Source organism: Bacteroides muris (ex Fokt et al. 2023) (assembly GCF_024704895.1).
In the GTDB taxonomy this organism is placed as follows: Bacteria; Bacteroidota; Bacteroidia; order Bacteroidales; family Bacteroidaceae; genus Bacteroides; species Bacteroides muris.
Window position 1 is genome coordinate 1 of the sequence record NZ_JAMZEE010000046.1, and the last position, 23,919, is coordinate 23,919.

Annotated in this window: 22 protein-coding genes, 2 pseudogenes and 1 riboswitch; of the genes and pseudogenes, 18 read left to right on the forward strand and 6 right to left on the reverse strand. The window is 46.0% G+C overall.

Translation table 11 applies throughout. The features are described from left to right. Positions 1-199 precede the first annotated feature (199 nt). The 4 genes from xylE to M1B78_RS15295 form a co-directional block, all read right to left on the reverse strand. Positions 200-1,690, reverse strand: coding sequence for a D-xylose transporter XylE (gene xylE / locus M1B78_RS15280; RefSeq protein WP_136010830.1), 1,491 nt, complete (start codon positions 1,688-1,690; stop codon positions 200-202). Between the two features lie 112 nt (positions 1,691-1,802). Next, positions 1,803-3,119: a xylose isomerase gene (gene xylA, locus M1B78_RS15285; RefSeq protein WP_257932016.1), complete on the reverse strand. Its 1,317-nt coding sequence runs from the start codon at positions 3,117-3,119 to the stop codon at positions 1,803-1,805. 158 nt (positions 3,120-3,277) lie between these two features. Beyond that, on the reverse strand, positions 3,278-4,756 hold the full coding sequence (locus tag M1B78_RS15290; protein WP_257941137.1) for a xylulokinase: 1,479 nt from the start codon (positions 4,754-4,756) through the stop codon (positions 3,278-3,280). A 45-nt stretch (positions 4,757-4,801) separates the two neighbouring features. Continuing rightward, entirely contained in the window at positions 4,802-5,533 is a 732-nt protein-coding gene (locus M1B78_RS15295) for an NUDIX hydrolase (protein WP_136010827.1), read from the reverse strand. 395 nt (positions 5,534-5,928) lie between these two features. Between M1B78_RS15295 and fabD the strand changes: the two genes are divergently transcribed. The 10 genes from fabD (at position 5,929) to thiD (ending at position 14,448) form a co-directional block, all read left to right on the forward strand. Beyond that, positions 5,929-6,816 (forward strand): ACP S-malonyltransferase, encoded by an 888-nt coding sequence (gene fabD / locus M1B78_RS15300; protein ID WP_257941138.1) that lies wholly within the window; start codon positions 5,929-5,931, stop codon positions 6,814-6,816. Positions 6,817-6,927: 111 nt separating this feature from the next. After that, positions 6,928-7,470: a hypothetical protein gene (locus M1B78_RS15305; RefSeq protein ID WP_257941139.1), complete on the forward strand. Its 543-nt coding sequence runs from the start codon at positions 6,928-6,930 to the stop codon at positions 7,468-7,470. Positions 7,471-7,545: 75 nt separating this feature from the next. After that, positions 7,546-7,636, forward strand: a riboswitch (TPP riboswitch). 70 nt (positions 7,637-7,706) lie between these two features. Beyond that, positions 7,707-7,904, forward strand: coding sequence for a sulfur carrier protein ThiS (thiS, locus tag M1B78_RS15310; protein ID WP_136010825.1), 198 nt, complete (start codon positions 7,707-7,709; stop codon positions 7,902-7,904). 5 nt (positions 7,905-7,909) lie between these two features. Next, entirely contained in the window at positions 7,910-8,545 is a 636-nt protein-coding gene (locus M1B78_RS15315; RefSeq protein ID WP_136010824.1) for a thiamine phosphate synthase, read from the forward strand. A 33-nt stretch (positions 8,546-8,578) separates the two neighbouring features. Continuing rightward, positions 8,579-9,355 carry a thiazole synthase gene (locus tag M1B78_RS15320; protein WP_257932013.1) on the forward strand — a complete coding sequence of 259 codons (777 nt, stop codon included), beginning with the start codon at positions 8,579-8,581 and terminating at the stop codon, positions 9,353-9,355. A 12-nt stretch (positions 9,356-9,367) separates the two neighbouring features. Continuing rightward, complete coding sequence (thiC, locus tag M1B78_RS15325) at positions 9,368-11,050, forward strand: phosphomethylpyrimidine synthase ThiC (RefSeq protein ID WP_257941140.1); 1,683 nt, start codon at positions 9,368-9,370, stop codon at positions 11,048-11,050. A 48-nt stretch (positions 11,051-11,098) separates the two neighbouring features. Then, complete coding sequence (gene thiH / locus M1B78_RS15330; RefSeq protein WP_257941141.1) at positions 11,099-12,229, forward strand: 2-iminoacetate synthase ThiH; 1,131 nt, start codon at positions 11,099-11,101, stop codon at positions 12,227-12,229. Between the two features lie 55 nt (positions 12,230-12,284). Next, entirely contained in the window at positions 12,285-12,980 is a 696-nt protein-coding gene (locus M1B78_RS15335) for a HesA/MoeB/ThiF family protein (protein ID WP_136010820.1), read from the forward strand. A gap of 18 nt (positions 12,981-12,998) precedes the next feature. Beyond that, positions 12,999-13,613 carry a thiamine phosphate synthase gene (locus tag M1B78_RS15340; RefSeq protein WP_257932010.1) on the forward strand — a complete coding sequence of 205 codons (615 nt, stop codon included), beginning with the start codon at positions 12,999-13,001 and terminating at the stop codon, positions 13,611-13,613. Between the two features lie 7 nt (positions 13,614-13,620). Then, positions 13,621-14,448 (forward strand): bifunctional hydroxymethylpyrimidine kinase/phosphomethylpyrimidine kinase, encoded by an 828-nt coding sequence (thiD, locus tag M1B78_RS15345; protein ID WP_257941142.1) that lies wholly within the window; start codon positions 13,621-13,623, stop codon positions 14,446-14,448. Between the two features lie 108 nt (positions 14,449-14,556). On the opposite strand, the gene M1B78_RS15350 is transcribed toward thiD, so the two are convergent. Continuing rightward, positions 14,557-15,204, reverse strand: coding sequence for a DUF4476 domain-containing protein (locus M1B78_RS15350; protein ID WP_257941143.1), 648 nt, complete (start codon positions 15,202-15,204; stop codon positions 14,557-14,559). Positions 15,205-15,372: 168 nt separating this feature from the next. Here M1B78_RS15350 and M1B78_RS15355 point away from each other — a divergent pair, with 168 nt between their 5' ends. The 5 genes and pseudogenes from M1B78_RS15355 (at position 15,373) to M1B78_RS15375 (ending at position 20,016) form a co-directional block, all read left to right on the forward strand. Further along, the gene (locus M1B78_RS15355; RefSeq protein ID WP_136010816.1) at positions 15,373-16,494 is read left to right on the forward strand and encodes a DUF362 domain-containing protein; all 1,122 of its coding nucleotides are present in this window, start codon (positions 15,373-15,375) and stop codon (positions 16,492-16,494) included. A gap of 69 nt (positions 16,495-16,563) precedes the next feature. Next, positions 16,564-17,051, forward strand: a pseudogene (locus tag M1B78_RS15360) (ECF transporter S component). A gap of 82 nt (positions 17,052-17,133) precedes the next feature. Next, positions 17,134-17,353, forward strand: a pseudogene (locus M1B78_RS15365) (hydroxyacid dehydrogenase); the annotation flags it as partial. 123 nt (positions 17,354-17,476) lie between these two features. Then, the gene (locus M1B78_RS15370) at positions 17,477-18,286 is read left to right on the forward strand and encodes a patatin-like phospholipase family protein (RefSeq protein ID WP_136010814.1); all 810 of its coding nucleotides are present in this window, start codon (positions 17,477-17,479) and stop codon (positions 18,284-18,286) included. Positions 18,287-18,318: 32 nt separating this feature from the next. Then, entirely contained in the window at positions 18,319-20,016 is a 1,698-nt protein-coding gene (locus M1B78_RS15375; protein ID WP_257941144.1) for an alpha-amylase family protein, read from the forward strand. A gap of 106 nt (positions 20,017-20,122) precedes the next feature. On the opposite strand, the gene M1B78_RS15380 is transcribed toward M1B78_RS15375, so the two are convergent. Beyond that, positions 20,123-20,353, reverse strand: a complete 231-nt coding sequence (locus M1B78_RS15380; protein ID WP_136010812.1) for a DUF6965 family protein — start codon at positions 20,351-20,353, stop codon at positions 20,123-20,125. Positions 20,354-20,685: 332 nt separating this feature from the next. On the opposite strand from M1B78_RS15380, the gene M1B78_RS15385 reads away from it, so the two are divergent. From M1B78_RS15385 to M1B78_RS15395, 3 genes are read left to right on the forward strand one after another with little or no spacing between them, the layout of a single operon-like run. Next, on the forward strand, positions 20,686-21,351 hold the full coding sequence (locus M1B78_RS15385; protein WP_136010810.1) for a DUF2461 domain-containing protein: 666 nt from the start codon (positions 20,686-20,688) through the stop codon (positions 21,349-21,351). A gap of 42 nt (positions 21,352-21,393) precedes the next feature. After that, positions 21,394-21,840 (forward strand): YhcH/YjgK/YiaL family protein, encoded by a 447-nt coding sequence (locus M1B78_RS15390; protein ID WP_136010809.1) that lies wholly within the window; start codon positions 21,394-21,396, stop codon positions 21,838-21,840. 30 nt (positions 21,841-21,870) lie between these two features. Next, the gene (locus M1B78_RS15395; protein WP_257941145.1) at positions 21,871-23,880 is read left to right on the forward strand and encodes an alpha amylase C-terminal domain-containing protein; all 2,010 of its coding nucleotides are present in this window, start codon (positions 21,871-21,873) and stop codon (positions 23,878-23,880) included. Positions 23,881-23,919 lie beyond the last annotated feature (39 nt).

The following is a 23,919-nucleotide window of genomic DNA, read 5'->3' on the forward strand; positions in this document are numbered from 1 at the left end:
AGCTATGGGAAAAACGGATTACGGAAAACACGACATTGAGCATGGAGTCTGTACAATGAAATGAAAGCCCGCATCGTAATACCCGGAAAGTACATACTGAAATTACTCAGGGGAGAGAGTTAATAATACAAGAAAAATAGAACATTTAGCGGTAATCCCAATGAATTACCGCTATCTTTTTACTCAATACGTTTAATAACTAGAATTTCTTGTTTCTTCGCCCCTTCCACAGTCTAGTCATATCCTCCAGCGTCTTGCCTTTTGTCTCTGGTACGAGTTTCCAGACAAACAGTGCAGCTATCACACAAATGATTCCGTATAAGCCGTAGGCAAACATGTGCCCGAACTTGTCTCCCATATCTCCCAAAGTCATATTGTACATCGGCACGAAGGTGGCAGATACAATAAAGTTGAATATCCACTGGAAAGCCACGGCAATAGCTACTGCAGCACCACGAATGGTATTCGGGAAGATTTCAGCAATCAGCACCCAGCAGATGGGACCCCAACTGAACATGAACGAAGCACTATAGACCATGATGCTGACAACAGCCAACATTGGAGGAAGCCCTGCCACAACATTACAAAGGGCTACTCCGAAAGCACCTATCGCCATACCGATAGAACCCGAGATGAGCAGCGGTTTGCGTCCCCATTTCTCGACTGTAAAGACAGCCAGTAATGTAAACAGAATATTGATGATACCCATGATGACAGTCTGCACCATCGGGTTGCCCATCCCCATCGTTTCGAAGATACGCGGTGCGAAATAGAGTACGGCATTGATACCTACTGCCTGCTGGAATACGCTCAGCATGATACCGATGAAGATAACCATCCAGCCGTATGTGAAAAGTCTTTCCGTCTTTTCCTCTGCCGTAGCCTTGATTTGTGCCAGAATGACCTTTGCCTGAGCCAATCCATTGATACGGCTCAACACTTGGAGTGCCTTTTCATCCTTACCGCTCATGGCAAGATAGCGCGGCGTTTCGGGAACAAACAGTACAAGCAACGCAAAGATTCCTGCAGGAACGGCTTCGCTGACAAACATCAGACGCCATCCCGTCTCGGTGACCCATGCTGCCGCTTCGGGATTCAGAATCCGGTTAATTCCTTCAATGGCTTTTATCACCGGATTTGAATTCTCACCCAAAATGAGGAAGTTCACGAAGTAAACCACCAACTGGCCGAAAATAATGGCAAACTGATTCCATGACACCAGAGTCCCGCGAATATTGCTCGGTGCAATCTCCGCAATGTACATCGGACAAATGGCAGATGCCAAACCTACACCGACTCCTCCCAATACACGATAGAAATTGAATGCTACAAGCAGTGAATAGGAAGGGATACCATAATCAAAGAAAAGAAATTCCGGATTGTATGAGCCCAATGCCGACAGAAAGAACAAGACACCGGCTATGAAAAGAGAATTCTTACGTCCCAGATTGGATGCGAAGAACCCCGAAAGAGCACTACCGATGATACATCCGATAAGTGCGCTGGAAGAAGTGATGCCGTGAATCGCATCTGTGTAGACAAAATCAGAAGCACCCATAAAGAATGCTTGAATCCCTTTGTCGGCGCCGGATATAACTGCTGTATCGTAACCGAAAAGCAACCCTCCGATTACGGCTACAAGAACAATGGAAAAGAGGTAGAGTTTACTGCCTTTTTCTGTATAATTCATGATAATTTTGATTTAATTGATAATGGAAAATGAAGAATGGATAATTAGGATTATCGACAGTTTGGCATAGTCACTGCATGGCAACTGTCAATTCTCCTAATTATCCATTAGATTAGCAGTACATGTTTACGATTGCCTCATACAGTTCCTGCTTGCCGCTGGTCTGTTTCGGCTCACCGTTAGCTTTCGCGTATGCCACCACATCTTCCAGCGTCAATTTGCCTTCTTCAAATTCCTTACCCTTGCCACTGTCGAAAGAAGCGTAGCGTTCGGCCAGCATCTTCTTATAAGGTGATTCTTCGAGCAGTTTGGCTGCGCTTTCCAAGGCACGTGCCATTACGTCCATACCGGCAATATGGGCGATGAAGATGTCTTCCAAGTCGGTAGAGTTACGACGGGTCTTGGCATCGAAGTTTGTACCACCGTTGCCGAAACCGTCGTTACGGATAATCTGCATCATGGCCTGGGTCAGTTCAAAGTTGTCGATGGGGAACTGGTCTGTATCCCAACCATTCTGGTAATCACCACGATTGGCATCGATGGAACCGAGCATGCCGTTGTCTACGGCTACTGCAAGTTCGTGCTCGAAGGTGTGGCCTGCCAAAGTAGCGTGGTTCACTTCGATATTCACTTTGAAATCTTTGTCCAGATTGTGAGCCTTCAAGAAACCAATAACGGTCTCGGTGTCTACATCATACTGGTGTTTTGTAGGTTCCATCGGTTTCGGTTCAATCAGGAAAGTACCTTTGAAGCCACGGGCACGGGCATAGTCACGGGCAATGGTCAACATCTGTGCAAGATGCTCCTTCTCACGCTTCTGGTCTGTATTCAGCAATGACATGTAGCCTTCGCGCCCGCCCCAGAATACATAGTTTGAACCTCCCAGTTCGATGGTGGCGTCGATGGCATTCTTGATTTGGACGGCAGCGCGTGCCACTACATCAAAATCAGGGTTGGTGGCTGCACCATTCATATAGCGTGCATGACCGAATACATTGGCGGTACCCCACAACAGCTTGATGCCGGTTTCAGCTTGCTTTTGCTTGGCATACGCCACAATTTTCTTCAGGTTGGCTTCGTATTCTTCAATGCTCTCGGCTTCTTCGCATAGGTCTACATCGTGGAAGCAATAATATTCGATACCCATTTTCTGCATGAATTCAAAACCGGCATCCATCTTGTTCTTGGCGGCCTGAACCTTGTCTGCCTCACCGTTCCAAGGGAATTTCTTTGTCCCGCCACCGAACTGGTCACCGCCTTCTGCACAAAGAGTGTGCCACCATGCCATGGCGAACTTCAGCCATTCGCTCATTTTCTTACCCATAATAACTTTATCGGCATCATAGTAACGGAATGCCATGGGATTCTTGCTCTCTTTACCTTCGAATTTAATCTTCCCTATTCCGGGAAAATACTCTTTTGTTGCCATAAGAATTTAATGTTTTAATGTGAGAATACGCTAATGACAGACATATTCATCACGAGGTTAATTATTTAATTTATTGTTTTGATATACTAACGTAATTAATGTACCACTATGCTAATGGCCTGCGGTGTGATAGCACAACATAAACATGACGCAGTCAATTAGCATATCAGACAGTGTTTCCAGCGTGCATATGCATCGGCATAAGCCTGTCGGTCTGCCACTTTCGGCTCTATCACCTCGAGTTTCTCAAGCGTGACAAATGCTTCGTTGTTGTCTTTGTATATACCCACACCGATTCCTGCACCTTTGGCGGCACCGACAGAACCGTCGGTATCATACAGTTCAATGACAGCTCCCGTCACACCGGCCAATGTCTCGCGAAATAGCGGGCTAAGGAACATATTAGCCTTGCCGGCATGAATTTTCTGCACGGGGATGCCCATTTGCTCCATGATGTCGATTCCATATTTGAAGGAAAAAACGATGCCCTCTTGTGCTGCACGGATAATATGTTGTTTGCCGTGCTGGTTGAAGTTGATGCCATGAATAGAGCAACCTATTTCCTTGTTCTCCAGCATACGCTCCGCACCGTTCCCAAAAGGCAAGATGCTGATGCCTGCACTGCCGATAGGAGCTTGTGCAGCCAGCTGATTCATATCATTGTAAGAGATGCCTTCGGGAGCAACGGTGCGCTTCACCCACGAATTGAGAATGCCCGTACCGTTGATGCACAGCAGGACACCCAAACGGGTTTGCCCGGCAGCATGGTTGACGTGTGCAAAGGTGTTGACACGTGATTTGGGATCATAATTCACTTCACCGTTCACGCCATATACCACTCCAGAAGTACCGGCGGTAGAGGCTATCTCACCGGGATTGAATACATTGAGGGAAAGAGCATTGTTGGGTTGGTCGCCGGCACGGTAAGTGATAGGCGTACCTTCTTTCAAGCCCAGTTCTGCGGCAGCAGCTGCATTGACACGTCCCTGCTCAGAGAAAGTCGGCTTGATGTCGGCAATCAGAGAGGAGTCGAATCCATAATAGTCCATCAGAAAGTCGGCAACCCGGTTGTTCTTGAAATCCCAGAACATTCCTTCGGACAAACCGGACACGGTGGTACAGATGGTGCCACTCAACTTCATGGCGATATAGTCGCCCGGCAGCATTATCTTATGAATCTTTTCGTAAACGGAAGGCTCATTTTCCTTAATCCAGGCCAATTTGGAGGCTGTGAAGTTAGCTGGAGAATTCAGCAGATGTGAAAGACAAGTCTCCTCTCCCAATGTCTCGAATGCTTTTTGTCCGTAAGATACAGCTCTGGAGTCGCACCAGATAATGGCGGGACGCAATACCTGCTGATTTTTATCTACGCATACCAAGCCATGCATCTGATATGAGATACCGATTGCTTTGATGTCTTCTGCGTCTACCCCCGATTCTGCCAGTATAGCTTGTGTAGCCAGCTTTAGATTTCCCCACCAATTTCCGGGATCTTGCTCTGCCCAGCCGGGCTTTACTGCCATTATTTCCGCTTCAGTCTTGGGAAAGAAGGCAGACGATACGCATTTGCCGCTTTCCGCATTTACCAGACTCGCTTTTACAGACGAGCTGCCAATGTCATAACCTAATAAATACATTCCTATCAATTAAAATTAAAGAATTAACAATTAAAATCGGGAGAATTACCGTCTAACCTTACTGTATATCTTTTTGTCGAAACGGTAATAGCGTGCCGCCCGGTGGGCCACGCCTTGCTGCTTTTCTTCCAAAGGGACGACATACTCCATCAGAGCTATCTTTTTATGGAAATTGCGTACGTCGTACTGCTTGTCGTACACCAGTTCGTACAGAGTGCGAAGCTGGGATGCTGTAAATTTACGCGGCAACAAGTCGAACAGCGAAGACGGGTTGAACTCGACGTACTGGCGGACATAGGTAATGGCTTCCTTGATAATCAGGTTGTGGTCGAATGCCAGAACCTTTATATCCGGCATGGCTACCCAACTAGCTTGATAATCGTCCAAACCACGGTTCAATGCGCGGTCTATCTTCACCAGAGAAAGATAGGCTATGGTAACAATGCGTTCTACCCTTGACTGCATGGCACGCTCCAGCCAATGCACATCTTTGGGGTCTTTCGTGCGGTTTTTTGAACCGAATGCCTTGAACTGCATCAAGTTGACGTTCTTCAGTCCCGTCAATTCATTCAATACCCGTTTGGCAGCTTCATCCAAATCCTCATCCATGTAAATCAAACTTCCGGGAAGCTTCATATCATGGAAGACTTCTCCTTGTTCCTCTCCTGCACGCTTAACCAGCAGAACCTTCAGCTGTTCTCCGTCAAAACCAATCACCACACAGTCCACAGAGATATGATTGTTTGCCAACGGTGTTTTTTGTTCTATGTTTTGCATAATATGTCTCTTTAAGCGCTACAAATATAAATAGGTTTTTCTAATTTGCAACAAAGAAAAAGAATATTTTTATAATGTTATAAAGCATTATTTTTCAAATAAATACATATCTTACTTTATACAATATCATTTTAGGATATTATCGTATAAGATACAATATGTAATTTACCAGAATACACAGGGGGCTAATTGTAGGAAGAACGATAATGAGGAAGTATTTCATTTATAAGTATTTCAGCATTCGGGCACCATAGAAGTTCCAGACATACATATTGTATTTTAGCTTTTCCCTAAAAGTAAGGGTATTGCACAAAAATATCCGTTTGTGCGGTGAATATCAGAAAAACCTCTACCTTTGCAGCACTTTTTATTTAAACACTAAAAAACGAGTAAATATGAAAGCATTTGTATTTCCGGGGCAAGGTGCCCAATTCGTTGGCATGGGAAAAGACCTGTACGAAAATTCGACATTAGCCAAGGAACTTTTTGAGAAAGCAAATGATATCCTCGGATATCGTATCACTGATATTATGTTCAACGGGACAGATGAAGACCTGCGTCAGACTAAAGTTACCCAACCTGCCGTATTCCTTCATTCCGTTATTTCCGCCCTCTGCATGGGCGATGACTTTAAGCCGGAAATGACCGCCGGTCATTCACTGGGCGAATTCTCCGCATTGGTTGCTGCCGGTGCACTGAGCTTTGAAGATGGTCTGAAACTGGTGTATGCCCGTGCCATGGCTATGCAAAAGGCTTGCGAGGCACACCCCTCCACCATGGCAGCCATCATTGCCCTGCCGGATGAAAAGGTAGAGGAAATCTGCGCCCAGGTAAGTGCCGAAGGTGAAGTTTGCGTGGCAGCCAACTATAACTGTCCGGGACAGATTGTAATCTCCGGTTCCATAGAAGGTATCAACAAGGCTTGCGAGCTGATGAAGGCCGCAGGTGCCAAGCGTGCTTTGCCGTTAAAGGTAGGCGGTGCATTTCACTCTCCGTTGATGGACTCCGCCAAAGTTGAATTGGAAGCAGCTATCAATGCAACAGAAATCCATGCTCCGAAGTGCCCCGTATATCAGAATGTAGACGCTATGCCTCATACTGACCCGGCAGAAATCAAGAAGAACCTAGTGGCTCAGCTGACGGCATCGGTACGTTGGACACAGACAGTGAAGAACATGGTTGCCAATGGTGCTACCGATTTTACAGAATGTGGTCCCGGTGCAGTGCTGCAGGGTCTTATCAAAAAGATTGCACCGGAAACAATAGCTCACGGGATTGCATAATTCTTTAAATTCAGTATTTTTCAAGGCTGTCTTTCTCCAAATAGACAGCCTTTCTTGTTTTAGTGAATCATTTCTTTATGTTTGCCACTGACAGCAAAAAAAATAGGATATATGGAAAAGATAATGGAATTCAGAAATACCTTGGCAGTTCCTATTCATAAGTTGTCGATAGACTCTCTGGTACACGAGGTATGCCTCTGCCCCGAGTATTTTGCAGATATATACCGATTGACATACGACGCGAAACAGACAGTATCATGGCGGGCTATATGGGTATGCGAGAAATTGAGCGAAATCCATCCCGACTGGTTCATTCCACTGTACGATGAAATCATTCAACGGCTGATAGACTGTACACACGACGGTTCCAAACGTCTCCTATTATCTATACTGTATAATACTCCCATCACTGCTCCACTCTCCGTCAATTTGCTGAATTACTGTCTGGATCACATGCTGTCTCCGCACGAAAGCATAGGAGTGCAAGCCCTTTCTATCAGAATGGCCTATCTGCTTTGCAGGAAAGAGCCGGAACTGCTGCAGGAATTACAACTGATACTGGAAAACACAGAACCTGGTTTATATTCAACAGGAGTCAGAACCACTATTCGGAATACACTGAAAAAGATACATGCTACAAAAAAGCGCGAATAAACAAAAAGTAATTGCTGCAATAAAAAAGTACGTTCTTTTGCTTTTTATTTCCGTTTTTCCCTTACCTTTGTTGCTGTAAAGACAAAGGGGTGCCCTGACGGGCTGAGATTATACCCTCGAACCTGATGCAGTTAGTACTGCCGTAGGAATTGGATATTTCTTTCTTCACTGAACTTGCCGTTACGGCACTTCTTTGTATTTACTTCCATTGTTTTATTTCTTTAATGAACAGAAAAATGAAAGTATTGGTCAACAACAAGGAAGTGAAAACCGGCGCCACTACCCTTTCACAACTTATTGAGGAACTTGCCCTATCGGTGCAAGGCATTGCCGTGGCCGTGGACAATCGCATTGTTCTCCGCACGGAATGGACAAAATGTGCCCTGAGGGAATATATGTCCATCATCATCATCAAAGCAGCTTGCGGAGGATAAGGAAGATGAAGGACGAGAAACTGAAAAACGGAGGGATACAGTTCATTACGCATTATACGGAACGATATTCGTATTCGGATGCTGCACGCATAGCCCTCGAAGGCGGTTGTCGCTGGGTGCAGCTGCGCATGAAAGACACACCGGTGGAAGTGATAAAACCCGTAGCCTTAGAGGTGCAAGCCCTTTGTCGGCAATACGGAGCCACTTTCATCGTTGACGACCATGTGGAACTGGCAAAGGAGTTGCATGCCGACGGTGTACATCTTGGAAAGAAAGATATGCCCATAGCCGATGCACGCCTGATGCTGGGCGAAGAGTACATCATAGGCGGTACTGCCAATACTTTTGAAGATGTACTGCAACACTACAAGGACGGTGCCGACTACATAGGCTGCGGCCCCTTCCGCTACACCGCGACCAAAAAGAATCTAAGCCCGATATTGGGACTGGAAGGATATACAACTATCATCCGCCGGATGCAGGAGAAGAATATACACCTTCCGATAGTAGCCATCGGTGGAATAACCATAGCGGATATTCCCGCCATCATGCAGACGGGCGTAAGCGGAATCGCCCTTTCCGGTACGGTACTGCATGCAGACAGTCCGGCAGATGAAATGAAAAGAATCATGAATTTATAAAATGAAGGAGTTATCGAAAAACACAATACTGATATGGAAAAATTAATGATTGCGGGACGTGAATTCAACTCCCGTCTGTTTTTGGGAACCGGGAAGTTCAATTCCGATGAAGTGATGGAGCAGTCTATCCTGGCATCCGGTACAGAAATGGTGACAGTGGCCATGAAACGCATCGAACTGGATAATAAGGAGGATGATATGCTGATGCACATACAGCATCCCGGCATCCAGCTTTTACCCAACACTTCCGGCGTGCGCAATGCCGAAGAAGCTGTTTTTGCCGCACAGATGGCGCGTGAGGCTTTTGGCACGAACTGGCTGAAACTGGAGATACACCCCGACCCTCGCTACTTGTTGCCGGATTCCGTGGAAACGCTGAAAGCTACGGAGGAATTAGTCAAGTTAGGATTTGTGGTACTGCCCTATTGCCAAGCCGACCCCACGCTGTGCAAGAGGCTGGAAGAAGCTGGTGCCGCCACCGTCATGCCGCTGGGTGCTCCTATCGGCACAAACAAAGGACTGCAAACAAGGGATTTTCTGAGAATAATCATTGAGCAAGCCAATATCCCCGTAGTGGTGGATGCCGGTATCGGTGCCCCGAGCCATGCGGCAGAAGCTATGGAAATGGGCGCTTCGGCTTGCCTGGTGAATACTGCCATCGCAGTAGCAGGCGACCCCGTGGCTATGGCGGTAGCTTTCAAGCAGGCTGTAGAGGCAGGGCGCATGGCATACGAAGCAGGTCTGGGCATACAAGCCGATAATTTTGTTGCGGAAGCCAGCTCACCGCTGACAGCATTCTTGAACTTATAACCTGATAATGAAATGAACCAGAAGATAAAATTCCCCCGTTCCGAGAAAGTATATTTGCCGGGTACTTTGTTTCCCGAATTGCGCGTAGCTATGCGCAGAGTGGAACAAGTGCCCAGCACGAACTTCGTAGATGGAGAAAAAGTAATTACTCCTAACCCCGAAGTGTATGTGTATGATACCAGCGGACCGTTCAGCGACCCGACCATCGAAGTGGATTTAAAGAAAGGACTGCCCCGCTTGCGCGAACCATGGATACTGAAACGCGGCGATGTGGAACAGCTTCCCGAAATAACGTCGGAGTATGGACGCATGCGCCGCGATGACAAGTCGCTCGACTCTCTGCGTTTTGAGCATATCGCCCTGCCTTACCGTGCTCTTCAAGGAAAATGCTGCACACAGATGTACTACGCCAAGCAAGGTATCATCACACCTGAAATGGAATATGTGGCGATTCGCGAGAACATGAACTGCGCAGAGCTGGGAATAGAGACACACATCACACCGGAGTTTGTACGCCGGGAGATTGCTGCCGGACGCGCCTTGCTTCCTGCCAACATCAACCACCCCGAAGCGGAGCCGATGATTATAGGCCGCAACTTCCTGGTGAAGATAAATACCAATATCGGTAACTCCGCCACTACCTCCGGCATTGAAGAAGAAGTGGAAAAGGCATTGTGGAGCTGTAAATGGGGCGGTGACACGCTGATGGATCTCTCCACCGGAGAGAATATCCACGAAACGCGCGAATGGATTATCCGTAACTGTCCCGTTCCGGTAGGCTCTGTCCCCATCTACCAAGCCCTGGAGAAAGTGAACGGCAAAGTGGAAGACCTTACTTGGGAAATCTACCGCGATACCTTGATTGAACAATGCGAGCAGGGAGTGGACTATTTCACCATCCATGCCGGTATACGCCGCCATAATGTACATCTGGCCGAGAAAAGGTTGTGCGGTATCGTGAGCCGTGGCGGCAGCATCATGAGCAAATGGTGCTTGGTGCACGACCGCGAGAGCTTCCTTTACGAACACTTTGATGACATTTGCGATATTCTGGCACAGTATGATGTGGCCATCTCTTTGGGAGACGGGCTACGTCCGGGGGCTACGCACGATTCTAACGATGAAGCGCAGTTTGCAGAACTCGACACGATGGGCGAGCTCGTGCTACGTGCTTGGGACAAGAATGTGCAGGCTTTCATCGAAGGTCCCGGTCACGTGCCCATGCACAAGATTAAAGAAAATATGGAACGCCAGATAGAGAAATGCCATGATGCGCCTTTCTATACACTCGGTCCCATTGTGACGGACATCGCACCCGGCTACGACCACATTACTTCTGCCATCGGTGCGGCACAGATAGGTTGGCTGGGCACGGCAATGCTCTGCTACGTCACTCCCAAAGAACATCTGGCACTGCCCGATAAGGAAGATGTGCGTGTTGGTGTCATCACCTATAAAATAGCCGCCCATGCCGCCGATTTGGCAAAAGGGCATCCTGGAGCACAAGTGCGTGACAATGCACTGAGCAAAGCGCGTTATGAATTCCGCTGGAAAGACCAGTTTGACTTGTCACTCGACCCGGAACGCGCGTTCAGCTATTTCCATGCAGGAAAACATGTGGATGGAGAGTACTGCACGATGTGCGGACCAAACTTCTGCGCAATGCGATTGTCGAGGGAGTTGAAAAAGAAATAAACAGGAGGCACATTGTCATATTAAATCATTTATTTATCATAGAACACTATGTTTTCAGACGAGTTAGAAAATATATCCTGGGAGGAAACCACGGAGCGTATCCATGCCAAGACGGATGCAGACGTACGCCGTGCACTCTCCAAAGAGCACTGTAACGTAGAGGACTTCATGGCCCTGGTGTCACCCGCCGCCACTCCCTACCTGGAAACGATGGCGCGTTTGAGCAAGAAGTATACCGAGGCGCGTTTCGGGAAAACCATCTCCATGTTCGTGCCTCTCTACATTACCAATTCCTGCACCAATTCCTGCGTGTATTGCGGTTTTCATATCAGCAATCCCATGCCGCGCACCATATTGACGGAAGAAGAAATCGTGAACGAGTATAAAGCCATCAAGAAGCTGGCACCTTTCGAGAACCTGCTGTTGGTGACAGGAGAAAACCCGGCAAAAGCAGGCGTGCCCTACATAGCCCGTGCACTAGACCTGGCAAAACCCTACTTCAGCAATCTGAAAATAGAAGTGATGCCCTTAAAAGCGGAAGAGTATGCAATGCTGAAAGAGCACGGCATGAATGGCGTGATTTGTTTTCAAGAAACTTACCACAAAGCAAACTACAATATTTATCATCCACGCGGCATGAAGTCCAAATTTGAATGGCGTGTCAATGGTTTCAATCGTATGGGGCAGGCAGGTGTCCACTCCATCGGCATGGGAGTGCTCATCGGTCTGGAAAAGGAATGGAAGACGGACATTACCATGATGGCTTATCATCTACGCTATCTACAGAAACATTACTGGAAAACGAAATACAGTGTCAATTTTCCGCGTATGCGTCCTTCGGAGAATGGAGGTTTTCAGCCCAATGTCGTCATGAGCGACCGCGAACTGGCACAGGTCACTTTTGCCATGCGCATCTTCGACCACGATGTGGACATCTCCTACTCCACCCGTGAGCCTGCCGATATACGCGACCACATGGCGACTCTCGGTGTGACCACCATGAGCGCCGAAAGCAAGACCGAACCGGGAGGATATTACAACTATCCGCAAACGCTGGAACAGTTTCATGTCAGCGACGAGCGCAAGGCTGTGGAAGTGGACAAAGCACTGAAACGTCTGGGACGAGAACCGGTGTGGAAAGATTGGGATGCGAGTTTTGATTTGAAGGCTTTCAAGTGATAAGCGAATGAATATCTCTGTATCTCATTTACAAAACTTCAATAACAATGAGCAAATGAACCGATACGACAGACAAATATCCCTGCCTGAGATAGGAAAAGCCGGACAAGAGAAACTGCGCAATGCCAAGGTATTGATAGTCGGCGTGGGAGGATTGGGTTCTCCCATTGCCTTCTATCTGGCGGGGGCAGGAGTCGGAACGCTAGGATTGGTAGATAATGACAAGGTCAGCATCAGCAACCTTCAACGTCAGGTTTGGTACACTGAAGCTGACGTTGGCGATTCTAAACCTCTATGCTGCGCCCGCCGAGTACTGGGGTTGAACAGCACCATAAAAGTGGAAGCATACCCCTTCCGTCTGGACAAAAAGAATGCCGGGGAACTGATAAAAGACTATGATATAGTGGTAGATGGATGCGATAACTTTACTACCCGTTACTTGCTGAATGACACATGCAATGCCTTGAGCAAGCCCTATGTCTACGGTGCCATCCAAGGCTTCGAAGGCCAAGTATCCGTCTTTTGTTGCGGTGAAGGCGCGAAAACCTACCGTGACCTCTATCCGGATGAAGAAGGGACACTGCTCATGCCGTCTCCGGACAAATCGGTTATCGGTGTGACTCCTGCCATTGTGAGTAGCGTAGAAACCAACGAGGTGCTGAAACTTATTTGCGGCTACGGCGAAGCGCTGGCAGGAAAACTATGGACGATTGATTTAAGAACCATGCAGTCGTATATTCTCTCATTATAGACAAATATTCGTAAAGATATGAAACTGATAGTCATTACCACACCGCAATTCTTCAAAGGAGAGGCAGCGGCAGTTACCTCCTTATTCCGAAACGGATTGGAAATACTCCACCTGCGCAAGCCGGAATCCTCGGCTGAAGAGATTGGTAGTTTTCTTCGACAGTTACCGGTGGAATATATGTCGCGCATTGTCACACACGAACAATTCCAACTGACATCCGTCTTCGGTCTGAAAGGAATTCATCTGAACGGACGCAATCCGCAGATGCCTGCCGGATATACGGGACATGTCAGTTGCTCTTGTCACTCTCTTGAAGAAGTGTTGAAACATAAATCAGATTGCAACTATGTATTCCTTAGCCCTATTTATGACAGTATATCCAAAGAAGGCTACTCTTCCGCTTATTCCTCCGATACTTTGAAGAAAGCGCAGCAGGCCGGTATTATCGACTCAAAGGTGATGGCATTGGGCGGCATCAGTCTGGAACATCTTCAGGAAATAACCTCTTTAGGTTTCGGAGGTGCCGCCCTATTGGGAGATATTTGGCAGCAGACGGAAGAAGATTTTCTCCCCCACTTCCTCCACCTAAAACAATTTTTCTGTCCCCCCAGACTGTCCCCCTTTAATTTTTAATTTTCCCATGCTTCCTCCTACTATCCTTTCTATTGCCGGTTCCGACTGTTCGGGCGGTGCGGGCATACAAGCAGATATAAAGGCCATTTCTGCTTTAGGCAGTTATGCCGCTTCCGTTATCACGGCTGTTACTGCACAAAACACACTGGGAGTACAATCGGTTTATCCGATACCTGCAGATATAGTCAAGGCACAAATCATATCCGTAATGGATGATTTACAACCGGATGCCGTCAAAATAGGTATGGTACATGATGCCGGTATCGTAACTGTCATCGCCGGATGTCTCAAAGAATACTGCCCGGAATTTGTGGTGTATGATCCGGTCATGGTATCAACCAGTGGACGGTGTTTGATGACCGAAGAAACCATCCGTGCCATTAAGGTAGAATTGTTTCCGCTATGCACTCTCGTCACTCCCAACCTGAGTGAAGCGAGCTTGCTATGGGGGCAGGTCATTACCGACACTGTGGAGATGCAGCAAGCAGCCCGTGAATTATCCGGCAGATACAATACCGCCGTCCTCATCAAAGGCGGACATTTGGAAGGTAACAACATGTGCGACGTACTTTATTGCCAACAACCTTCTGCCGGGGCTGACGACCTGCCATCCAGGTGCATCCTCTACTCCACCCAAAAAATAGAAAGCCGCAATCTGCACGGCACGGGGTGTACCCTTTCATCTGCCATAGCTACATTCCTTGCCGGGGGCAGCAAGCTCGATGAAGCAGTCCGTAAGGCTAAAGAGTATATAAGTACTGCGATAAACCAAGGGAAAGATATGAATATAGGACATGGGAACGGTCCGTTATGGCACTTCCGTTTGTCGGAATAGGAATAGGCCGAAACGCATTATCTGTTTACCCTAAACACATTATCTATCAGCCTCCGGTACATTATGTATTTGACGCTAACGGATAATGCGTTTCGACGAGCCTGCTGCTTAATAGCGTATACCCAGAATTTTCTTGGCATCGTCTTTCTTGAACAGTGAATCAATGATATCTAAAATCGCTTCGTAGTTTTCCGGATCTGCGATATTGGAGGCGAATATTCCGAGAACTTTCATCTTGTCGTCATCAAAAGTATACAGTGCCATCAGACTGGCGCATTGCGCACAGTTCAGACTGTTGTTTCGGGCAACGGTTCTCATCATTTCAATTTGATCATCCTTGAAAGGGCGGGACTTCACCCTTTCATAAAAATGCCGGAAGTCTTCGGGATGCATCCCCTTGACGTAAACCGGAACTGGAGAATCTATCACAACTCCACCGGAAACAACCGGCAACGTACATGGCTCTCTGGAGAATGAATCCATCGCAACGACTCTTCCACCTTCAAAAGTCACGACAATCTGAGTTCGGGTAATATTACTTTTACCGGACAACACTCTGGAATATTCCCATTCTTCTATATCCCGGTCGAAGCGGCGATATTCGGGAGTTCCCAATATCTTGGTGACTTCCTGCCTACTCATCCCTTTCTGGATACTGTTCAACACATCTGCCTTAGCATCATAAAACAAACTGGAACAACTGGTGAATCCCATCGTCATTACCAGTCCCGCAATAATTAGTCTAATTGTCCTCATCTTATCGAGTTTTTAGTTGTAGCAAAGGTAAGAAGAAACATGGATACACCTCTTATTATCCCCCTATTTGTAAAAAGGGACTTCCCTACTTTTTTAGCCATATACCTAAATAATATGGAAATAATCCGCTATTTTTGCAGATACTATCACTATAAATAGGTAAAACACATGGAAAAAGCAAAAGTATACTACTCTGACTTGCGTACCTCCCCTACATCCAATCTTTTGGATAAAATGGAACGCTTGCTGAAGAGGGCAGGCATCGAGCAGCTTCCTTTGAAAGACAGCTTTGCTGCCATTAAAATCCATTTCGGCGAACCCGGTAATCTGGCATACTTGCGTCCCAATTATGCAGCTCGAATGGCAACCCTGCTCCGCAGCCTGGGAGCCAAACCTTTCCTGACGGACTGCAACACACTGTATTCCGGTCGTCGTGCCAATGCCGTAGACCACTTGCAAAGCGCGATGGAAAACGGCTTCAACCCCATTTCAGCCCAGTGCCAGGTCATTATCGGCGACGGACTGAAGGGAACGGACTACCGCGAAATCCCTCTGAACGGAGAATATTGTCCGGCGCCAAAAATCGGTGCAGCAATAGCCGACGCCGATATTGTAATCAGCATGAACCACTTCAAGGGACACGAACAAGCCGGCTTTGGCGGTGCTTTGAAGAATCTGGGCATGGGATGTGCCAGCGTAGGCGGAAAGCTGGAACTGCACTGCGCCTCGCAACCCAAGATTGATGTGGAAAACTGCATAGGCTGCAACATCTGCGTGAAGCACTGCGCACACGACGCCGTGCACCTCAATACCAGCCGCAAGGCAGAAATAGACTACACCAAATGCGTAGGTTGCGGACAGTGCGTAGCCCTCTGCCAGCACGACGGTGCCGTGATGGGAGCCGAAGACACTTCCGAGCGCCTGAACTACAAGATTGCTGAATATGCCCTCGCTGTCGTTATGGGCAAGCCCCATTTCCATATCAGCTTCATCATGAACGTATCTCCCGAATGTGACTGTTGGAACCACAACGATGCCGCCATCGTGCCCGACCTCGGCATTCTGGCTTCGGCAGACCCGGTTGCATTGGACAAGGCATGTGCAGACATGGTCATCCAAGCCCCGATACTGCACAGCAACAATCGCCTTGCCACGGCACACGAGCACGACGACTTGTGTGGACGCGACAAGTTCCACTTGATGCACCCTGACACAGACTGGCTTGCCGGATTGCGCCATGCCGAGAAAATCGGGTTGGGAACCATGGAATATGAATTGATGAAAATTTGATTTAACTTTTTCAGCTTCAAGCAGTCACTATAAAAACAAATTTATCAACTAATACTTAATATTATACAAATGGAAACATCTGCAAAACTTTATTCTTTGCCTTTCGGCAACGTAAAGACCTATCTATTCGCCCTACTGTTCGTGGCAGGAAACATCGCGCTACCGCAACTCTGTCATCTGGTCCCGACAGGCGGTCCGACGCTGCTTCCCATTTATTTCTTCACACTGATAGCTGCTTATAAATATGGTTTCAAGGTAGGTTTGCTGACGGCTCTCTTGTCTCCGGTCGTTAATCATCTGCTTTTTGCCATGCCTGCAGCAGCCGTGTTGCCGGCCATACTTATAAAATCCGGTCTGCTAGCCGGAGCCGCCGCTCTTGCTGCACGCTATGCCAAGAATATCTCTTTATCGGCATTGCTGGGTGTAATCATCTCTTATCAAATTGTCGGTACAGCTTTTGAATGGGCGCTGTGCAAGATTTCCGTATGGGCATTCCGGGTATGCTGATTCAGTGGTTCGGAGGATATGCACTGTTGAAAGCAATCGCAAGAATCTAATCATCTTATATTATACGCCATACGGACAGCCCCACAACGCTGCAAGTAATGGCACAAGCTAAAAATGTTCTTGCCACCACGCCCAGTAAGGATAGAAGAGAAGCATCTGACACAGATGGGTGGTATTTATTAAAGAAAACAGCATTGTGCATATGTACGGAACAAGTTGCGGTGGTTGTGAGTATGTCTGCCCTGCCCGTCCTTTCCGCGCGGCATATATCGAGGGAAACAGCGTACAGCAGGAAGCTATGCCTTTTATTGAAAAGAAAGAAGAAGTACAAGTAGACGATTTGGGCTTTTAATTGAAGAATGTAGCGCTCATAGCATTCTTTTTCTGTCCTTCTTGGAATATTTTTCCGTTATTTTCCTTTCTCCCTACAATAAAATCATTAATTTCGTGCCGAACAATATATCATATTTTCAACATGGAAGTAGTAACGAACAACTGGTTCACTAAAAAATATCCAATAGGTTTTGCCTTGAGCGGCGGTTTCATCAAAGGCTTTGCCCATTTGGGTGCCATGCAATCTTTATTGGAACATGACATCAAGCCCAATATACTTTCCGGAGTCAGTGCCGGAGCCTTGGCCGGGGTATTCTACGCTGACGGCAATGAACCGCATAAAGTTCTTGACTACTTTGCCGGACACAAGTTTCAGGACTTGACCAAACTGGTGATTCCCAAAGTGGGATTATTTGAACTGGGAGAATTCATCGATTTCCTGAAAAGCAATTTGAAATCCCAAAAACTGGAAGAACTGCAAATTCCTCTGATTATTACTGCTACTGATTTAGACCATGGACGTCTGGTACATTTCCATAAAGGTGACATCGCCGAACGCATAGCAGCTTCGTGTTGCATGCCTGTATTGTTTGCTCCGGTCAATATAGACGGTACACATTACGTGGATGGAGGTCTGCTGATGAACCTGCCGACCTCTACCCTCCGCCGTATATGCGAGAAAGTGATTGCCGTGAATGTCAGCCCTCTGATGGCAACCAAGTATAAAATGAACATTGTGAGCATTGCCTTACGTTCCTATAACTTTATGTTCCGTTCCAACTCTTTTCCTGAACGCGAGAAGGCTGATTTGTTGATAGAGCCTTATAATCTGGAGGGATACAGCAATACGGAGCTGGAAAAGGCAGAGGAGATATTCATGCAAGGATATAATACGACCAATGATATATTGGAACGCCTGCTCATTGACAAAGGTAGCATTTGGAAAGAATAAAATAACCATTCTATAATATAGAAAACAAAGAAATGAATGACAAAAACAAATTGATTATTTATCAAGTGTTCACCCGACTATTCGGAAACAACAATAACCATTGCATCAATAATGGCAGCATCACCGAAAACGGATGCGGCAAGATGGCTGACTTTACAGCCAAGGCGTTGGGGGAAATCAAAAAACTTGGCGCTACACATATCTGGTACACGGGCATCATCGAGCATGCTACGCAAACTGACTACCGCCGTCACAATATCCAACCCGACCATCCGGCTATTGTGAAAGGTAAAGCCGGATCTCCCTATGCCATCAAGGACTATTATGATGTAGATCCGGATCTTGCCAAGGATGTACCGGAACGTATGAAAGAGTTTGAGAATCTGGTGCAGCGCACTCATCGAAGCGGTCTGAAGGTTATCATAGATTTCGTTCCCAACCACGTAGCTCGTCAATATCACTCGGATGCCCAGCCGGATGGCACCTCACAACTGGGTTCAAACGATGATACCAACTATGCATTCAGCCCATATAATAACTTCTATTATATCCCGAAATCGGAACTGCATGGCCAATTTGACATGAAAGGTGCAGCCACCGAACCTTATAGGGAGTTCCCGGCAAAAGCTACCGGAAACAACCGTTTTGACGCTTATCCAAACATCACTGATTGGTACGAAACTATAAAGTTGAATTATGGAGTGGATTATCAGAACGGCGGAACTTGCCATTTCGACCCCATTCCCGACACATGGACCAAGATGCTGGATATCATGCTATTCTGGGCGGGAAAGGATATAGACGGTTTCCGCTGCGATATGGCCGAGATGGTTCCTGTAGAGTTCTGGGAATGGGCAATTCCGCAGGTAAAGGAGCAATATCCCTCTCTGCTGTTTATAGCCGAAGTCTATAACCCGGGAGAATACAAAAATTACTTGTTTCGTGGCAAATTTGATTATTTATATGACAAAGTAGGACTTTATGATACATTACGGGCTGTTACTTGCGGATATGAATCGGCAACTGCCATCACCCGCTCTTGGCAAAGTCTGGGAGGTATAGAAAAACGCATGCTGAACTTCCTGGAAAACCATGACGAGCAACGCATCGCTTCCGACTTTTTTGCCAGTAACCCGCGCAAGGCGATTCCGGCACTCATTGTATCAGCCTGCATGAACACCAATCCGATGATGATTTATTTCGGTCAGGAGTTTGGTGAGCTGGGCATGGATAGTGAAGGTTTCAGCGGTCGGGACGGACGTACCACCATCTTCGACTATTGGAGTGTAGATGCTATCCGTCGCTGGCGCAATGGCGGCAAGTTTGACGGTAAGATGCTGACGGAAGACCAGAAACACCTATACGGCATTTATAAACGGTTGCTGACTCTTTGCAATGAGGAAAAAGCTATTTCCCAGGGAGATTTCTTCGATTTGATGTATGCCAATGTCAACGGATGGCGTTTTAATGAACATAAGCAATATACATTCCTGCGCAAATTTGAGAGAGACCTGCTGCTGTTCGTCGTGAACTTCGACCATATCTCAGCAGACCTTGCCATTAATATTCCTTCACATGCTTTCGACTTCTTGCAAATACCGCAAATGGACCAGCACAAAGCTACGGAGTTGCTCAGCGGAAAAGAAGAAAGCATAAGTCTGCTTCCCTACAAGGCTACCAATGTGTCCGTCGAAGGATATGGAGGAAAGATACTTAAGATAAAGCTATAATGGAAGTCATAGCCCAGATGATTTTATAAAATCCGGCACTGGTTATGCGGAACAACACAGGTTTCATAATCACTTCGTAGTTTTCCGCATAATCAGTGCCAATTCTTTATTGGTTCTCTTCCATATACTCCTTCAGCCGATATAGCCGCGTGATGGCAGGATTATAAAATACATCAGGATAATGTGCATCTATATCACTCAAGTTAGCTTGCACAAAGCGTTTTACATCCACTATGTTCTCAGCATCAGATAATGTTACACTTTGAGGGAAAGATGTACTTTCTGCCCAAGCTATCAGCGATTTAACGCTATCTTCATCAAACTTATATTCGGTCATATTCTACATATTTTCTTGCAAAGATAGTGCAAACCGGATATAGAATAAAATGACCCGCTCATTTTTATGCAAAAGTTATCCTCATCTGCATGAACAAAATCCCAATTTGTTGTGTTATATAAATGTGTTTTTCATAGTATTAGATATAAGATTAATTAAAAGGACGTACCCGCTTGTGATAAGTAAGTACATCAAAAACAGAAGCGTCTGTTTGATTGATAAATGTGTAAGGAGCATCGGTTTACCAGAGCCGATGCTTTTTTTTACCCTTCTTTGTAGCATGTTAGAAATATTATCCGTAAATTTGGCAGATAATAAGGAAAGAATATGATATGAATATCCCTGTTATATTTCAATTTTTGAAAGAACTGTCTGCAAACAACAATCGTGAATGGTTCAATTCTCATCGGGAACTGTATGAATTCGCCCGTAGCGAGTTTGAGAACTTGCTTACAATAATTATCTCCCGTATCTCTTTGTTTGATGAAAGTATCCGCGGTATAGAAGCAAAGGACTGCACATACCGCATTTATCGCGATATACGCTTTTCCGAAGATAAAACTCCCTATAAGACCCATCTGGGAGGCTATATCAATGCGAAAGGAAAGAAGTCCAACCATTGTGGCTATTACGTGCATTTGGAGCCGGGAAACTGCATGTTGGCCGGTGGTAGTTATTGTCCTCCTCCGCCATTGTTAAGAGCTCTGCGACAAGCGGTATATGACAATATGGATGAGTTTCGTAGTATAGTGGAAGATTCCGCTTTCAAGCAATACTTTCCCGTCATCGGAGAAAATTTTCTTAAAACGGCTCCAAAAGGATTTCCAAAGGACTATCCCTATCTGAAATACCTTCAGTGTAAAGAGTATACAGTTGCCTGCTACCAACTGGATAGCTTCTTTCTTGCTCCAGACTTTTTGGATTGTATGGATGACATCTTCAAGCAGATGAAGCGTTTTTCCGATTTTGTGAATTACACCATAGACGACTTTGAATAATTTACCTATTATATAGTATAACTAACTTAAAACATTTAAATTATGGTTATAGACAGACTTGAAAACATAGAAAAATATACGTTGTTGCATCCTCTGTTTGAGCAGGCCATTGATTTTTTAAAATCACATGACCTGCACTCTTTGGAAATCGGCAAGACCGAACTGAGAGGAAAGGACTTGCTGGTCAACGTGGTCCAGACAAATCCAAAAGAAAAAGAGAATGCCAAACTGGAAACCCATAAAGACTATATTGATATCCAGATTCCATTATCCGGTACAGAGATAATGGGTTATACTGCTGCTAAAGACTGCCTCCCCGTTGATGCCCCCTACAATGCGGAAAAAGACATCACTTTTTTTGAGGGACTGGCAGAGGACTACATTACAGTAAAGCCTGGCATGTTTACCATCTTTTTCCCTCAAGATGGGCACGCCCCGGGCATTACTCCTTACGGTGTAAAGAAAGTGATTGTGAAAGTTAAAGCGTAAATTTATCAATATCCAAAACTCATCCTTTTTATGGAAACATTGAATTTAATCAAGAATGACCCATGGCTGGAACCTTTTGCCGATGCCATCAACGGACGTCATCAACATGCCATAGACAAAGAATTGGAACTGACCAATAAAGGAAAGCTAACCTTATCTGATTTCGCATCCGGATACCTCTATTTCGGTCTGCATCGAACTAACGACGGCTGGGTTTTCCGCGAATGGGCGCCCAATGCAACCCAGATATTTATAGTCGGAACTTTTAATGATTGGAAGGAAGAAAAGAAATACAGCCTGAAACGCGAAGCAAACGGCAATTGGGAAATCAAACTTCCTGCCAATGCCATAAAACACGGTGATTTGTACAAACTGATGGTACATTGGGATGGCGGTTGCGGCGAACGTATCCCTGCATGGACTACACGTGTCGTTCAGGATGAGCAGACTAAAATATTCAGTGCCCAGGTCTGGGCTCCGGAGAAACCGTATAAAATGAAAAAGCGGTCTTTCAAGCCGTCTACGGATCCTTTGTTGATATATGAGTGCCATATCGGTATGGCTCAGCAGGAAGAGAAGGTGGGCAGCTACAAGGAGTTTCAGGAAAGGATTCTTCCCCGTATCGCCAAAGAGGGATATAACTGCATACAGATTATGGCTATTCAAGAACATCCATACTATGGTAGTTTCGGATACCATGTTTCCAGTTTCTTTGCAGCATCTTCCCGTTTCGGTACTCCAGAGGAACTGAAAGAGCTGATTGATACAGCCCATAATATGGGGATTGCAGTTATCATGGACATTGTCCATTCACACGCAGTGAAAAATGAAGTGGAAGGCTTAGGTAACTTTGCCGGTGATCCTAACCAATATTTCTATCCTGGTGGACGCCGGGAACACCCAGCCTGGGATTCACTTTGCTTTGATTACGGCAAGAACGAAGTTATTCATTTCCTGCTATCTAACTGTAAATTCTGGTTGGAGGAATATCATTTCGATGGCTTCCGTTTTGACGGAGTAACCTCCATGTTGTATTATAGTCATGGCTTGGGAGAAGCGTTCTGTAATTATGGAGATTATTTCAACGGACATCAAGACGACAATGCCATTTGTTATCTGACACTTGCCAATCGGCTTATCCATCAAGTCAATGCCAAAGCCATTACCATTGCCGAAGAAGTGTCGGGAATGCCCGGACTTGCAGCTAAATATGAAGATGGCGGCTACGGGTTTGATTACCGCATGGCCATGAATATTCCCGATTATTGGATTAAGACAATCAAAGAAAAAATAGATGAAGACTGGAAGCCATCCAGCATGTTCTGGGAAGTGACCAACCGCCGCAAAGATGAAAAGACCATCTCCTATGCGGAAAGCCATGACCAAGCTTTAGTGGGTGACAAAACCATCATTTTCCGTCTGATTGATGCGGATATGTACTGGCACATGCAGAAAGGAGACGAGAACTATACCGTAAATCGGGGTATTTCTCTCCATAAAATGATACGTTTACTGACTACAACTACTATCAACGGTGGTTATCTTAACTTTATGGGCAATGAATTCGGACATCCGGAATGGATTGACTTCCCCCGTGAAGGTAACGGCTGGTCTTGCAAATATGCCCGCCGTCAATGGGATTTGGTGGATAATAAAAACCTGGCATACCATTATATGGGTGACTTTGATGCTGCGATGTTGGGAGTTGTAAAAAGCATAAAGAATTTTCAGGCTACTCCGGTCCAAGAAATATGGCACAATGACGGTGACCAGATATTGGCCTATATGCGTAAAGATTTGATTTTTGTATTCAACTTCAACCCCAAACAGTCTTTTACTGATTACGGTTTCTTGGTTCCTGCCGGAACCTATGAAGTTATTTTGAATACTGATAATCCAAATTATGGAGGTAATGGTTTAACAGATGATACCATCAAGCACTTTACCATCCACGACCCACTTTACAAAAAAGACAAGAAGGAGTGGCTAAAGCTTTACATACCGGCACGTACAGCCGTTGTGCTGAGAAGAACCAAGTAGTCATTTCATAATACAAAAAAGGAGGTTGTGTCAAAACGC

What these genes read in the sequence shown, in the direction of transcription:
- xylE (WP_136010830.1), bottom strand. Translation starts at nt 1,690, where the DNA reads ATGAATTATACAGAAAAAGGCAGTAAACTCTACCTCTTTTCCATTGTT.
- xylA (WP_257932016.1), bottom strand. Translation starts at nt 3,119, where the DNA reads ATGGCAACAAAAGAGTATTTTCCCGGAATAGGGAAGATTAAATTCGAA.
- M1B78_RS15290 (WP_257941137.1), bottom strand. Translation starts at nt 4,756, where the DNA reads ATGTATTTATTAGGTTATGACATTGGCAGCTCGTCTGTAAAAGCGAGT.
- M1B78_RS15295 (WP_136010827.1), bottom strand. Translation starts at nt 5,533, where the DNA reads ATGCAAAACATAGAACAAAAAACACCGTTGGCAAACAATCATATCTCT.
- fabD (WP_257941138.1), top strand. Translation starts at nt 5,929, where the DNA reads ATGAAAGCATTTGTATTTCCGGGGCAAGGTGCCCAATTCGTTGGCATG.
- M1B78_RS15305 (WP_257941139.1), top strand. Translation starts at nt 6,928, where the DNA reads ATGGAAAAGATAATGGAATTCAGAAATACCTTGGCAGTTCCTATTCAT.
- thiS (WP_136010825.1), top strand. Translation starts at nt 7,707, where the DNA reads ATGAAAGTATTGGTCAACAACAAGGAAGTGAAAACCGGCGCCACTACC.
- M1B78_RS15315 (WP_136010824.1), top strand. Translation starts at nt 7,910, where the DNA reads ATGAAGGACGAGAAACTGAAAAACGGAGGGATACAGTTCATTACGCAT.
- M1B78_RS15320 (WP_257932013.1), top strand. Translation starts at nt 8,579, where the DNA reads ATGGAAAAATTAATGATTGCGGGACGTGAATTCAACTCCCGTCTGTTT.
- thiC (WP_257941140.1), top strand. Translation starts at nt 9,368, where the DNA reads ATGAACCAGAAGATAAAATTCCCCCGTTCCGAGAAAGTATATTTGCCG.
- thiH (WP_257941141.1), top strand. Translation starts at nt 11,099, where the DNA reads ATGTTTTCAGACGAGTTAGAAAATATATCCTGGGAGGAAACCACGGAG.
- M1B78_RS15335 (WP_136010820.1), top strand. Translation starts at nt 12,285, where the DNA reads ATGAACCGATACGACAGACAAATATCCCTGCCTGAGATAGGAAAAGCC.
- M1B78_RS15340 (WP_257932010.1), top strand. Translation starts at nt 12,999, where the DNA reads ATGAAACTGATAGTCATTACCACACCGCAATTCTTCAAAGGAGAGGCA.
- thiD (WP_257941142.1), top strand. Translation starts at nt 13,621, where the DNA reads ATGCTTCCTCCTACTATCCTTTCTATTGCCGGTTCCGACTGTTCGGGC.
- M1B78_RS15350 (WP_257941143.1), bottom strand. Translation starts at nt 15,204, where the DNA reads ATGAGGACAATTAGACTAATTATTGCGGGACTGGTAATGACGATGGGA.
- M1B78_RS15355 (WP_136010816.1), top strand. Translation starts at nt 15,373, where the DNA reads ATGGAAAAAGCAAAAGTATACTACTCTGACTTGCGTACCTCCCCTACA.
- M1B78_RS15370 (WP_136010814.1), top strand. Translation starts at nt 17,477, where the DNA reads ATGGAAGTAGTAACGAACAACTGGTTCACTAAAAAATATCCAATAGGT.
- M1B78_RS15375 (WP_257941144.1), top strand. Translation starts at nt 18,319, where the DNA reads ATGAATGACAAAAACAAATTGATTATTTATCAAGTGTTCACCCGACTA.
- M1B78_RS15380 (WP_136010812.1), bottom strand. Translation starts at nt 20,353, where the DNA reads ATGACCGAATATAAGTTTGATGAAGATAGCGTTAAATCGCTGATAGCT.
- M1B78_RS15385 (WP_136010810.1), top strand. Translation starts at nt 20,686, where the DNA reads ATGAATATCCCTGTTATATTTCAATTTTTGAAAGAACTGTCTGCAAAC.
- M1B78_RS15390 (WP_136010809.1), top strand. Translation starts at nt 21,394, where the DNA reads ATGGTTATAGACAGACTTGAAAACATAGAAAAATATACGTTGTTGCAT.
- M1B78_RS15395 (WP_257941145.1), top strand. Translation starts at nt 21,871, where the DNA reads ATGGAAACATTGAATTTAATCAAGAATGACCCATGGCTGGAACCTTTT.